We start from the raw sequence: 12,469 nt of genomic DNA, 5'->3' as shown, positions 1-12,469 counted from the left end.
TCGCCCGTTCCCGGACCCTATTCTCGCCGTGTGAACGAGATCACCCTGTGGCTCTCCGCCGCCGAACGCGCGCAGCTCGACGACCTGGCCGATGCCGTCGGCTGCAGCTCCGAGGAGTGGGCGGCGGACGCCGTACGGGAGGCCCTGCGCGCCGACCGCCGACTGGTCGGCCGGGAGGCCGAGCGGCTGGCGCGCCGGCACGCGCCCCTGTTGAAGCGGCTGGGCGAATGACCTCCCCCGAGCCGCGCGGCAGGTCCGGGGCAGCCGCCCCGGCTCCCGTGGAGCCCGGGCCGGTGCCGGCCGCGCGGCACCTCACGGTCGCCGAGGTGATGGACCTCGCGCGGTATGCCTGTCTCGCCAAGGACCAGCCGGTGGAGCTGCGCTCCCCGGGCCTGCTGGAGTCGGCGGTGCGGCGTCCGCGGGCACGGATGTACGGGGTGTCCGCGTACCGGGACCGGTTCGAACAGGCCGCCGCGCTGCTGCACGGCATCGCCGCCAACCACCCTCTGGTGGACGGCAACAAACGCACCGCCTGGCTGGCCGCGGTGACCTTCCTCGCGGTCAACGGCACCGACCTGGCCGAGGTCGACCAGGACGCCGCGTACGACCTGGTGATCGAGGTCGCCGAGGGCTCCCTCGCCGACACGGGCCGGATCGCGGACCGGCTGCGCCGGCTGCACGGCACCGCCGTGTGACCCTCGCCGCACCCCGCGAGGTCACGGGCCTGTCCCGCCACGCGGCACGCGAAAGGCCCGGTAGGGTGGCCCGGTTGTCCTACGTACGACTGCCGAGAGCGACGAACCGGAGACCGTGACTACTACCGCCTCCCACCACCTCTCACCCGCCTTTCCCGGCCGCGCCCCCTGGGGCACGGCCAGCAAGCTGCGTGCCTGGCAGCAGGGGGCGCTGGACAAGTACATCCAGACCCAGCCGCGGGACTTCCTCGCGGTCGCGACCCCCGGCGCGGGCAAGACCACCTTCGCGCTCACCCTCGCCTCCTGGCTGCTGCACCACCACGTGGTGCAGCAGGTGACCGTGGTCGCCCCCACCGAGCACCTGAAGAAGCAGTGGGCGGAGGCCGCGGCCCGGATAGGCATCCGGCTCGACCCCGAGTACTCGGCCGGGCCGCTGAGCAAGGAGTACCATGGGGTCGCCGTCACCTACGCGGGCGTGGGCGTGCGCCCGATGCTGCACCGCAACCGGTGCGAGCAGCGCAAGACCCTGGTGATCCTGGACGAGATCCACCACGCCGGCGACTCCAAGTCCTGGGGCGAGGCCTGCCTGGAGGCCTTCGACCCGGCGACCCGGCGGCTCGCGCTCACCGGAACGCCCTTCCGGTCCGACACCAACCCCATCCCCTTCGTCACGTACGAGGAGGGGAACGACGGGATCCGGCGGTCCTCCGCCGACTACACCTACGGCTACGGCAACGCCCTCGGCGACGGCGTCGTCCGGCCCGTCATCTTCCTCTCCTACAGCGGCAACATGCGCTGGCGGACGAAGGCGGGCGACGAGATCGCCGCCAAGCTCGGCGAGCCGATGACCAAGGACGCCATCAGCCAGGCCTGGCGCACCGCGCTGGACCCGCGCGGCGACTGGATGCCGAACGTGCTGCGCGCCGCCGACCAGCGGCTGACCGAGGTCCGCAAGGGCATCCCGGACGCCGGCGGCCTGGTCATCGCCTCCGACCAGGACTCGGCGCGGGCGTACGCCAAGCTGCTCCGCGAGATCACCGGCACCAAGGCGACCGTGGTCCTCTCCGACGACACGGGCGCCTCGAAGCGGATCGACGACTTCAGCGGGAACGACGACCGCTGGATGGTCGCGGTCCGGATGGTGTCCGAGGGCGTGGACGTACCGCGCCTCGCGGTCGGCGTGTACGCCACCACCATCTCCACCCCGCTGTTCTTCGCCCAGGCGGTCGGCCGCTTCGTGCGTTCGCGGCGGCGCGGCGAGACCGCCTCCGTGTTCCTGCCGACCATCCCCTACCTGCTCGGCTTCGCCAACGAGATGGAGGTCGAGCGCGACCACGTGCTCGACAAGCCGAAGAAGGCCGGCGAGGACGAGGACCCGTACGCCGAGTCCGAGAAGGAGATGGACGAGGCGAACCGGCAGGAGGACGAGGACACCGGCGAGCAGGACATGCTGCCCTTCGAGGCGCTGGAGTCCGACGCCGTGTTCGACCGGGTGCTGTTCGACGGCGCCGAGTTCGGCATGCAGGCCCACCCGGGCAGCGAGGAGGAGCAGGACTACCTCGGCATCCCCGGCCTGCTGGAACCGGACCAGGTGCAGATGCTGCTGCAGAAGCGGCAGGCCCGGCAGATCGCGCACAGCCGGAAGCGGCCCGACGCGGAGGCGGACCTGCTGGAGCTGCCGGCCGAGCGGCGGCCGGTGGTCTCCCACAAGGAGCTGCTGGAGCTGCGGAAGTCGCTGAACACGATGGTCGGCGCGTACGTCCACCAGAGCGGCAAACCGCACGGGGTGATCCACACCGAGCTGCGGCGGGTCTGCGGCGGACCGCCGAGCGCGGAGGCGACGGCGGGTCAGCTGCGCGAACGCATCAAGAAGGTCCAGGAGTGGGCCACCCGGATGCGGTGACGGGCTGAGCCCGAGGTCGGGCTGAGCCGTTTCTACGGAACGCGGGACGGGGTCCGTGCGGAGGTTCGCACGGGCCCCGTCCGGCTTCGGGCCCCGGTCCGCGACCGCCTTTCGGCGCTCTTCGAACCCGTTCACACTGCCGGGACGGTATGGAGGTTCTGAGACTGGGGTCATGACAAATAGGCACACCGAGCGGCTGCGCAAAGGCCACATAGGGGGATTCGGCGCCCGGATTCTGGACGAGGCCTTCCGCTGAGCGGGACCCGCTCGCTACTGTCCCCGCATCGAAACGCCCCGTGGCAGCGCCGCCACGGGAGCGCAGCCGGTGCCATGGCCTTATCCGGCGGCCTCTCCATGCGTCGCCGATGGGACCGGCGGAGCCTTGGCTTTGAGAGTTCACCGCCGCTCACCACAGAGGGAGAGGTGTCGTGACCGCGGAAACCTCGCAGACTCTCGACCGAGGGCTCCGAGTTCTCAAGCTGCTCGCCGATACCGATCACGGTCTGACCGTCACCGAGCTCTCCAACCGGCTCGGGGTCAACCGCACCGTCGTCTACCGCCTGCTCGCCACGCTGGAACAGCACGCCCTGGTCCGGCGCGACCTCGGCGGCCGGGCCCGCGTGGGTCTCGGCGTGCTCAGACTGGGCCGACAGGTGCACCCACTCGTACGCGAGGCAGCCCTGCCCGCGCTCCGCTCCCTCGCCGAGGACATAGGTGCCACCGCGCACCTGACACTCGTGGACGGTACCGAAGCGCTGGCCGTGGCCGTCGTGGAACCCACCTGGACCGACTACCACGTCGCGTACCGGGCGGGCTTCCGGCATCCGCTGGACCGCGGAGCCGCGGGCCGAGCCATCCTGGCCGCCAGGCAGGGTGGACTCACCGAGCCCGGCTACACCCTCACCCACGGAGAACTCGAAGCCGGCGCCAGCGGAGCCGCGGCACCGCTGGTCGGTATCACCGGCCTGGAAGGCAGTGTCGGCGTGGTCATGCTGGCCGATGCCGTGCCGGAGCGGGTGGGGCCGCGGGTGGTCGACGCCGCGCGCGAGGTCGCCGACGCGCTGCGCTGACGCCTCACCGCGTCCTCGCCGCGCCCTCACCGGCGTTCTCACCGGCGTCCTCACTGCGCCCGAGCCGCGCACGAGCGGGGCCCGAGCCGAGCCCCGAGCGGGGCCCGAGCCGCGCTGCGAGCGGGGCCCGAACTGCGCCCGAGCCGCGCCCGAACCGTGCCCCCGGCCCCGCCTTCACCGGCGGAGCCGGGGGCACGGCTGCGCCCGCGCGGGGAGCCGCACCCGCGGGCGGAGCCGGGCCGGGCCGGACGGGGGGCTAGATTGGCCGGGTGCTCTCACGCCTCTCACGTCTCCCGCGCCCCGTCGCCCTCGCCGTCTGTGCCGTGCCCGCACTCGCACTGCTGCTGGTCGCGGCCCTCGCGCCGCTGCCCTTCGTACTGGCCCAGCCGGGGCTGACGGCCGACGTGCTCGGCACCAAGGACGGCAAGAGCGTCATCACCGTCTCCGGTGCGCCCACCCGCCCCACCACCGGGCAGCTCCGGATGACCACGATCGTGGCCACCGGCCCCTCCCAGAAGGTCCGCCTGCCGGACCTGGTCGGCGACTGGTTCGCCACCGACCGGGCGGTCATGCCCAAGGAGGTCGTGTACCCGGCCGGCGAGAGCGACAAGGAGATCGAGGCGCACAACCTGGAGCAAATGGAGAAGTCGCAGTCCACCGCCACCCAGGCCGCCCTCGGATACCTGAAGAAGGACCCGGAGCACGTGAAGGTCGACCTCAACCTCGCCGACGTCGGCGGGCCCAGCGCCGGGCTGCTGTTCTCCCTCGGCATCGTCGACAAGCTCGACGGGGACGGCAGCGGCGGGGACCTCACCGGCGGCCGGACCGTGGCCGGCACCGGCACGATCGACGCGAAGGGCGCGGTCGGCCCGGTCGGCGGGGTGGCCCTGAAGACGCAGGCCGCACACCGCGACGGGGCCACCGTGTTCCTCGTACCGAAGGCCGAGTGCTCGGACGCCCAGTCCGAGCTGCCCGAGGGGCTGCAGCTGATCCCCGTGACCTCGCTGACGGACGCGGTGTCCTCCCTGCGGGAGCTGAAGCGGGGCGGAAACGTCCCCTCCTGCTGACGTCAGTTGTCCTCCGCCGCCTGTTCGACCAGGGGGATGATCCGCAGGGGTACGGGATTCTCCATGACGATCGCCGTCGAAGCCCGCACGATGCCCTCGAACCCGACGACCCGGTCGATCACCCGCTGGAGATCGGCGTTGGAGCGGGCCACCAGGCGGCACAGCATGTCCCCGTGCCCGGTGGTGGTGTGCAGCTCCAGCACCTCCGGCACGGTGGCCAAGTGGGCCCGTACGTCCGCCCCTTGGCCCTGTTTGATCTCCAGCGTGGCGAAGGCCGTCACCGGATAGCCGAGCGCGGCGGGGTCCACCTGCGGGCCGAAGCCGCGGATCACTCCGCTCGACTGGAGCCGGTCCAGCCGGGCCTGCACCGTGCCGCGGGCCACGCCGAGCCGGCGGGAGGCCTCCAGGACCCCGATGCGGGGCTCGCGGGCCAGGAGAACGATGAGTCTGCCATCGAGACTGTCGATGCCCATGGGGTGCCTTCCTGTCTTCCGGTGGTCATCCTGCACAGATATTCCAGTCCAGCCGAGCGCATGCTGGGCAATCTGTATACCGGAACAAGAAACTATTGCGCAGCTTGTGGATCGGCGGGACTCTGCGGTCATGACTGAGACCCTGGACCACAGCCCCGAGACCGCGCGTGAGGCCGACCCCTTCCCGGTGAAGGGGATGGACGCGGTGGTCTTCGCCGTCGGCAATGCCAAGCAGGCCGCGCACTACTACTCCACCGCCTTCGGCATGAAGCTCGTGGCGTACTCCGGACCGGAGAACGGCAGCCGCGAGACGGCCAGTTACGTCCTCACCAACGGCTCCGCCCGGTTCGTCCTGACCTCGGTCATCAAGGCGACCACCGACCACGGCCGGTTCCTCGCCGAGCACGTGGCCGAGCACGGCGACGGCGTCGTCGACCTCGCCATCGAGGTCCCGGACGCGCGGGCCGCGTACAAGTACGCGGTCGAGCAGGGCGCCCGCGGCCTGGACGAGCCGTACGAGATCACCGACGAGCACGGCACGGTGGTGCTGGCCGCCATCGCCACCTACGGCCAGACCCGCCACACCCTGGTCGACCGCTCCGCCTACTCCGGCCCCTACCTGCCCGGCTACACGGCCGCCGACCCGATCGTCGAGCCGCCGGCCAAGCGGACCTTCCAGGCCATCGACCACTGCGTCGGCAACGTCGAGCTCGGCCGCATGAACGAGTGGGTCGCCTTCTACAACAAGGTCATGGGCTTCACGAACATGAAGGAGTTCGTGGGCGACGACATCGCGACCGAGTACTCGGCGCTGATGTCGAAGGTGGTCGCGGACGGGACGAAGAAGGTCAAGTTCCCGATCAACGAGCCGGCGATCGCGAAGAAGAAGTCGCAGATCGACGAGTACCTGGAGTTCTACGGCGGCCCGGGCGTCCAGCACATCGCGCTGGCGAGCAACGACATCGTGGCGACGGTGCGGACGATGCGGGCGGCGGGCGTGCAGTTCCTGTCGGTTCCGGACACGTACTACGACACGCTGGGCGAGTGGGTCGGCGACACCCGGGTGCCGATCGACGAGCTGCGCGAGCTGAAGATCCTGGCGGACCGGGACGAGGACGGCTACCTGCTGCAGATCTTCACCAAGCCGGTGCAGGACCGGCCGACGGTGTTCTTCGAGATCATCGAGCGGCACGGGTCGATGGGCTTCGGCAAGGGGAACTTCAAGGCGCTGTTCGAGGCGATCGAGCGGGAGCAGGAGAAGCGGGGCAACCTCTAGGGGTCACCCGGGGCCGGCCAACGCCTGCCCCTCCGGGGGCTGGGCGCGGCCTGGTCTGCCCCCACCCCACCCCTCCCCGAAACCGGGGCTCCGCCCCGGACCCTGCGTGGCCTGTGCCCGCGCCCACGTGTGGGGTCTGGCGCGGAGCCCCAGGGAGCGGCGCCCCACGGGGCGCTCCGCGCCCGGGACCGCGGCCCCGGGCCGCTGCGCGGCCTGTGCCCACGCCTGGGTTGGGGCGAAGCCCCACGGAGCCGCGCCCCCAGGGCCGCTGCGCGGCCGGGGCCGCGCCCCGGGCCCGCGCCCACGTGTGGGGTCTGGCGCGGAGCCCCACGGAGCCGCGCCTCAGGGCCGCTGCGCGGCCCGCGCCCCGCGCCTGGGTTGGGGCGGAGCCCCGCCGGGCCGCGCCCCCAGGGCCGCTGCGTGGCCGGAGCCGCGCCCCGCGCCGGCGCTCGCGCGTGGGGTCTGGGGCGGAGCCCCAGGGAGCGGGGAGGGGTGGGGAGGGGCAATGCCCCGCAGGGAACGGCCCCGCCGGGCCGCCGGATGCCGGAGGGGTGTGTCCGGGCCGGCCCGGCCGGGGGCATGCACGGAGCCGCCCGTCGGGCACGCCCGGCCGGCACAGGGGACCGGCCGGGCGGACCCGGTACCGCAGCTCACCGCCGGCGCGGCCCCCTGCCCAGGCAGGGCGGAGTCCGCCGCGACTCCCTGCACGGGCAGGCCCTCGCACCGGCCGGGCGGACCCGGTGCCGCGGCTCAGCGCCGGCGCGGCCCCCGCACTGCCCGGCGAACGTGCGGTCAGCGGGTTGGTTTCGGTTTGGCCGGGACGATGTACTGGCTCATGTCCGGCGCCACCCACTTCCCCCTCGGCCGCACATTCACCGGCCCGCCCGCCCCCGGCTCCCCCACCGCCGCCAGCGCCTCCTTCGCCGCCGCCGCCCGCACCGGCGAGAACCCCGGGTTCGTCCGCAGCGCCTCCTGCAGGTGCCGCCGCGCCGACGCCGTGTCGCCCAGCGCGCGTTCCATCATGGCCCGGTGGTACGCGAAGTCCGCGCTCCGCAGCCCCAGGTCCGTCGCCTTCTTCGCGTACTCCAGACCCGACTCGGAGTCCCCGGACCGGTGCAGCGCCCACCCCAGCGCGTCCGCCACCTGCACGCTCTTGTGCCGGTCCCACTCCGCCGTCAGCCGCCGCACCGCCGAGGTCCGGTCCCCGTGGTCCGCCTCGTACAGGCCCAGCACCACCGCCTCCTGCGTACCGCCCTTCGCCGCCAGCCCCGCCAGCAGGGTGTACGGCCCGTCCGCCGCCCTGGCCTCGTCCTCCCGGTCCAGGGACTCCAGCAGCTCCCCGAGCTCCAGCGCCAGCCGCGGCACCGCAGACCGGCCCAGTGCCATCCGGTAGTCGCGGACCGCCTCCCCGCCCCGCCCCAGCGAGGCCAGCGCCCGGGCCCGGCCGCCCAGGGCCTGCGGCTGGGCCGGATCCGTGCGCAGGGCCGCCTCGTACAGCCGCAGCGACTCCGTCGCCTCGCCCCGCTCCCAGGCCAGCTCGCCCAGCCGGGACAGGCAGTACGCCTTCTCCGCCGGGGTCCGCGCCGCGCCCGCTGCCTTCTCCATCGAGGCCGTCGCGTCCTCCCGCCAGCCCCGGTCCCGGTAGACCTGCGCGGCCCGCGCATACGCGGCCAGGCCCGGCCGCAGTTCCACCAGCCGCTCCATGGCCGCCTCGGCCGCCTTGTAGTCCCCGGCCCCCGAGTACGCGTCCACCAGCACCGGATACGCCGTCCAGCGCCGCGGCGACTGCGCCCGCACCAGCTCGCCCCACTTCTTCCCGGTCACGAAGTCCCCCCGGGCATTGGCGAGCGCACCCATGCCCGTCATCGCGTCGAAGTTGCCCTGCCCGGCCGACCGCAGCTCCAGCGACCGCTTCAGCGCCTTCTCGGCCTTCGGATACCAGGCCGGGTCCGATCCGCGCCGCGCCTGCTCCAGATAGGCCGAGCCCAGCACCGCCCACGAACCGTGATCCCCGGTGTGCTCGCGCAGCCACGCCTCGCGGTCCTTGATCAGCGCCGCAAGGTCCACCGAGGCCGCCGGCGAGCCCATGCCGACCGCCGACGCCGCCCGTTCGGACGGGCCGGGCGGGCGCGGATCGTCGTCCACCCGGGCCGGGCGGATCACCAGCGCGCCGGCGATCAGGACCACGGCGATGGCCGTGGCCACGACCGTCTTGCGGCCGGTGAAGGTCACGGGCTGGGCCGACGGCTGGAATTCCGCCCGGCGGCCGGCCGGTCGCGCTCTGCGTTCCCGAGGCTGTTGAGGCTTCTGAGGTTGCTGAGGTCGCTGAGATTCCACCCGCTTACTGTGCGTCAATATGAAGAGCGCGCCGCGGTGTCCGAAGAAGAGCGCCGCCGTGTTCACACCGATGGCCCCCGGTGACACCCTGGCCCCATGGACGACCTCCAGGCCCGGCTGCACACCCGGCTCGCCGCAGGGCTCCCGCCGGAGGCCCTGCTCACCGACCCCGATGTGACCGCCTCCTACGCCACCGACATGGCCAGCTTCTGCGCCGCCGGCCGCCCCGCCGCCGTGGTACTGCCGCGGACCGTCGAGCAGGTCCAGTACGTCATGCGCACCGCCACCGAGTTCCGGGTCCCCGTCGTCCCGCAGGGCGCCCGCACCGGGCTGTCCGGCGCCGCCAACGCCTCCGACGGCTGCATCCTGCTCTCGCTGCTGAAGATGGACCGGATCCTCGAGATCAATCCCGTCGACCGGATCGCCGTGGTCGAGCCCGGCGTGGTCAACGCGGTGCTCTCGCGGGCCGTGGCGGAGCAGGGCCTGTACTACCCGCCCGACCCGTCCAGCTGGGAGCAGTGCACCATCGGCGGCAACATCGGCACCGCCTCCGGCGGGCTGTGCTGCGTCAAGTACGGGGTCACCGCCGAGTACGTGCTCGGGCTCGACGTGGTCCTCGCCGACGGCCGGCTGCTGCGCACCGGCCGCCGTACTGCCAAGGGGGTGGCCGGGTACGACCTGACCCGGCTGTTCGTCGGCTCCGAGGGCAGCCTCGGCGTGGTGGTCCGGGCCGTTCTCGCGCTGCGGCCCGCGCCGCCCCGGCAGCTGGCACTGGCCGCCGAGTTCCCGACGGCGGCGGCTGCCTGCGACGCGGTCTGCGCCGTCATGGCGGCCGGACTGACGCCCTCGCTGCTGGAGCTGATGGACCGTACGACCGTAGGGGCGGTCAACGCGCTGGGGCGGATGGGGCTGCCGGAGACCACCGAGGCCCTGCTGCTGGCCGCCTTCGACACCCCGGACGCCCCGGCCGCTCTGGCGGCGGTGGGGGAGCTGTGCACGGCCGCCGGGGCCACCGCGGTGGTGCCCGCCGAGGACGAAGCGGAGTCCGAACTCCTCCTCCAGGCCCGGCGGATGTCGCTGACCGCTCTGGAGGCGCTCCGGCCGGCCACCATGATCGACGACGTGTGCGTGCCGCGGTCGCGGCTGGCGGAGATGCTGGACGGGACGGCGGCGATCGCCGCGAAGTACGCGCTGACGGTCGGGGTGTGCGCGCACGCGGGGGACGGGAACACCCACCCGGTGGTGTGCTTCGACCCCGCGGACGAGGACGAAACACGCCGGGCCCGCGAATCCTTCGACGAGATCATGGCGCTCGGGCTGGAGCTGGGTGGCACGATCACCGGGGAGCACGGGGTGGGGGTGCTCAAGAAGGAGTGGCTGGCGCGCGAGCTGGGGCCGGTGGGGCTGGAGATGCAGCGGGCGGTCAAGCAGGCCTTCGACCCGCTGGGCCTGCTCAACCCCGGCAAACTGTTCTGAGGACGGCGCTGCGTCTGACGACGGCCCCGCGCCTCCGGCCGGCCGTGCATCAGAGATCGGCGTCCCCGGACTCGTCCGAGGGCCACGGATCACGCAGCCACAGGTCGTCCGCCGGGGTGGGCGCCAGCAGCTCGGCGAGGGCCTCGTCCAGACCGAGCCGCTCGGCCTCGGAGCCCGGCGGGACCACCCGCAGGGTGCGCTCCAGCCAGGCGGAGACCGCGGCTGCCGGGGCCTCCAGCAGGGCGTCGCCGTCGGGGGAACTGAGGGCCATGCACAGCACCGCCCTGCCGTCGATCTTGGTGGGCCAGATCCGTACGTCCCCGTGACCGCAGGGCCGGAACACCCCCTCGACCAGCAGCTCGCGGGCGAAGGTCCAGTTCACGGGGGCGCTGGAGCCCGCGTGGAAGGTGATGTGCACGGCGTACGGGTCGGCCGTGAGGTACGTCAGGCGGGCGGGGACGGCGATGCTGCGTTCGGGCGACAGGACCAGCTTCAGTTCCAGTTCGCGCTCGATGACCGGGTGGTGCATGACGGTGCCTCTCTCTGCGGTGCGCGGGGCCGGGTCCCGGCCCCGCATGAGGAGAGAGCGCGGCGAGGGGCGGTCATGACGCGACTTCCGGGAGGAATCGAGGATTGGCCGGAATCCTTCGACTGACCGAAAACGGCCGGAGGGGCCGGGAGGGGTCGGGAACGGTCCGCGGTTCGCCCGAAGGCTTGGATTCTCCCGTTACCGGACCTGTCGGGCCGGGGTTCTTGGCTATGGTCCTCCCTTGCGCAAGTCCCTTGCACAAGCCAAGCCTCAAGCCACGATCGGAGTTGGGGACATTGACGGCCTCCCCAGGTGACGGCGAGCACGCGGCCCGCGAGGGCTACTACCCCGATCCGTCCATCCCCGGGTTCGTCCGCTACTGGAACGGTTCCGCATGGGTGCCGGGCACCAGCCGCCGCGCCACCCCGGCGGACGAGACGGGGCCCGTCTTCCTCGACGAGACCGGCGCGATGTCCCCGATGACCCCGGTGGCCCCCGTGGCCCAGGCCCGGGAGCACCGGCCGGCCTGGCAGGCCGATCCCGCCCAGCAGTCGGGCTTCGGCGGGCCCCGCGACCACCGCGTCTCCTGGGGCGCCCCGGCTCCGGCCCCGGCTCCGGCCCCCGCCCCGGCTCCGGCCCCGGCTCCGGCCCCCGCCCCGGCTCCGGCCCCGGCTCCGGCCCCCGCCCCGGCGCCGGCCCCCGCCCCGGCGCCGGCCCCGACTCCGGCGGCTGCCCCGGTTCCGGCCCCCGCCCCGGTGGTGGCTCCCGCGCCCGCCCGGGCTCCCGCCCCGGCGCCCGCCCCCGCGCCCGCCCGGCCGGACGACAGCGACGGCCGCTGGCCGGCGCCGGCGGGCAGTGCCCGACCGGTGGCCCGTACGCCCGTACCCGCACCCGCACCCGCAGCAACACCCGCTCCCGCTCCCGCGCCTGCTCCCACCCCCGCCGCGCGGCCGGACCGGGTTCCCGCGCCGGCCGTCCCGGCCGAGCAGCTCCCCGCCCGGGCGCAGACACCGGCTCCGACCCCGGCCCCGGCTCCCACCCGGGTGCAGCAGCAGCCGTCGCAGCCCGTCGCACCGGCCGCCGCCGAGAGCACGGCCCGGCCGCCCGTCACCGACCGGGCCGTGTTCGAGCGGATGGCGGACCGGGCCGAGCGGCCCGCCGGGCTCGGGCGGCGGCTGGCGGCCCGGCTGCTGGACTCGCTGGCGCCCGCCGCGGTCGGCACGGCCGTCGCCTGGCCGTCCGTACCGGAGGTGACCGAACACCTCCGGGTCAAGGTGGACGAGGCCGCGCGGGCCGGCGGCGGCGAGCCGGTCACGGTGTGGCTGCTGGACGGCACCACCGCCGGGCACCTGGCCGTGGTGCTCGGCGCGGTGCTCGTCTTCGGGGTGTTCTACGAGGTGCTGCCCACCGCCCGGTGGGGCCGCACCCCGGGCAAGAAGCTGCTCGGCATCCGGGTGGCGGTGGTGGCCACCGGCCGGCCGCCGTCGTTCGGCGCGGCGTTGCGCCGCTGGCTGGTGTACGGGATCCTCGGCGTCCCCGGCTCCCTGTGGTGCCTGTTCGACCGCCCCCGCCGCCGGGCCTGGCACGACCGGGCCGCCGCCACCGTCGTCCGTCGCTAGCGGGTGCCCAAGCCGCCGGACACC

11 protein-coding genes are annotated in these 12,469 nt (G+C 73.9%); 8 read left to right on the top strand and 3 right to left on the bottom strand.

Going from position 1 to position 12,469, the window contains the following annotated elements:
- The first annotated feature begins 30 nt into the window (after positions 1-30).
- From DEJ50_RS12230 to DEJ50_RS12210, 5 genes are all read left to right on the top strand, one after another.
- Positions 31-231, top strand: coding sequence for a hypothetical protein (locus tag DEJ50_RS12230; RefSeq protein WP_150207818.1), 201 nt, complete (start codon positions 31-33; stop codon positions 229-231).
- A 98-nt stretch (positions 232-329) separates the two neighbouring features.
- Positions 330-695, top strand: coding sequence for a type II toxin-antitoxin system death-on-curing family toxin (locus DEJ50_RS12225; protein WP_223838100.1), 366 nt, complete (start codon positions 330-332; stop codon positions 693-695).
- 115 nt (positions 696-810) lie between these two features.
- Complete coding sequence (locus DEJ50_RS12220; RefSeq protein ID WP_150207815.1) at positions 811-2,598, top strand: DEAD/DEAH box helicase; 1,788 nt, start codon at positions 811-813, stop codon at positions 2,596-2,598.
- A 428-nt stretch (positions 2,599-3,026) separates the two neighbouring features.
- A complete protein-coding gene (locus DEJ50_RS12215) occupies positions 3,027-3,668 on the top strand; it encodes an IclR family transcriptional regulator (RefSeq protein WP_150207813.1) in 642 nt (213 codons plus the stop codon).
- A gap of 269 nt (positions 3,669-3,937) precedes the next feature.
- A complete protein-coding gene (locus DEJ50_RS12210; RefSeq protein ID WP_150207811.1) occupies positions 3,938-4,735 on the top strand; it encodes a S16 family serine protease in 798 nt (265 codons plus the stop codon).
- Positions 4,736-4,737: 2 nt separating this feature from the next.
- On the opposite strand, the gene DEJ50_RS12205 is transcribed toward DEJ50_RS12210, so the two are convergent.
- Entirely contained in the window at positions 4,738-5,208 is a 471-nt protein-coding gene (locus DEJ50_RS12205; protein WP_150207809.1) for an Lrp/AsnC family transcriptional regulator, read from the bottom strand.
- A 130-nt stretch (positions 5,209-5,338) separates the two neighbouring features.
- Here DEJ50_RS12205 and hppD point away from each other — a divergent pair, with 130 nt between their 5' ends.
- Positions 5,339-6,484, top strand: a complete 1,146-nt coding sequence (hppD, locus tag DEJ50_RS12200) for a 4-hydroxyphenylpyruvate dioxygenase (RefSeq protein ID WP_150207807.1) — start codon at positions 5,339-5,341, stop codon at positions 6,482-6,484.
- A gap of 792 nt (positions 6,485-7,276) precedes the next feature.
- On the opposite strand, the gene DEJ50_RS12195 is transcribed toward hppD, so the two are convergent.
- Positions 7,277-8,716 (bottom strand): tetratricopeptide repeat protein, encoded by a 1,440-nt coding sequence (locus tag DEJ50_RS12195; protein WP_223837722.1) that lies wholly within the window; start codon positions 8,714-8,716, stop codon positions 7,277-7,279.
- Positions 8,717-8,917: 201 nt separating this feature from the next.
- Between DEJ50_RS12195 and DEJ50_RS12190 the strand changes: the two genes are divergently transcribed.
- Positions 8,918-10,297 (top strand): FAD-binding oxidoreductase, encoded by a 1,380-nt coding sequence (locus DEJ50_RS12190; RefSeq protein WP_150207805.1) that lies wholly within the window; start codon positions 8,918-8,920, stop codon positions 10,295-10,297.
- A 49-nt stretch (positions 10,298-10,346) separates the two neighbouring features.
- On the opposite strand, the gene DEJ50_RS12185 is transcribed toward DEJ50_RS12190, so the two are convergent.
- Positions 10,347-10,826, bottom strand: a complete 480-nt coding sequence (locus tag DEJ50_RS12185) for an SsgA family sporulation/cell division regulator (protein WP_150207803.1) — start codon at positions 10,824-10,826, stop codon at positions 10,347-10,349.
- Positions 10,827-11,122: 296 nt separating this feature from the next.
- On the opposite strand from DEJ50_RS12185, the gene DEJ50_RS35210 reads away from it, so the two are divergent.
- Positions 11,123-12,445: an RDD family protein gene (locus DEJ50_RS35210; protein ID WP_263399189.1), complete on the top strand. Its 1,323-nt coding sequence runs from the start codon at positions 11,123-11,125 to the stop codon at positions 12,443-12,445.
- Positions 12,446-12,469 lie beyond the last annotated feature (24 nt).

Origin of the sequence: Streptomyces venezuelae, assembly GCF_008642295.1 — a bacterium.
GTDB classification, from domain to species: Bacteria; Actinomycetota; Actinomycetes; order Streptomycetales; family Streptomycetaceae; genus Streptomyces; species Streptomyces venezuelae_C.
This window is presented reverse-complemented; position numbering and strand designations above follow the sequence as displayed.

Excerpts from the sequence above, each read along its gene's own strand:
- DEJ50_RS12190 (WP_150207805.1), top strand. The coding sequence starts at position 8,918 with ATGGACGACCTCCAGGCCCGGCTGCACACCCGGCTCGCCGCAGGGCTC.
- DEJ50_RS12205 (WP_150207809.1), bottom strand. The coding sequence starts at position 5,208 with ATGGGCATCGACAGTCTCGATGGCAGACTCATCGTTCTCCTGGCCCGC.
- hppD (WP_150207807.1), top strand. The coding sequence starts at position 5,339 with ATGACTGAGACCCTGGACCACAGCCCCGAGACCGCGCGTGAGGCCGAC.
- DEJ50_RS12185 (WP_150207803.1), bottom strand. The coding sequence starts at position 10,826 with ATGCACCACCCGGTCATCGAGCGCGAACTGGAACTGAAGCTGGTCCTG.
- DEJ50_RS12225 (WP_223838100.1), top strand. The coding sequence starts at position 330 with ATGGACCTCGCGCGGTATGCCTGTCTCGCCAAGGACCAGCCGGTGGAG.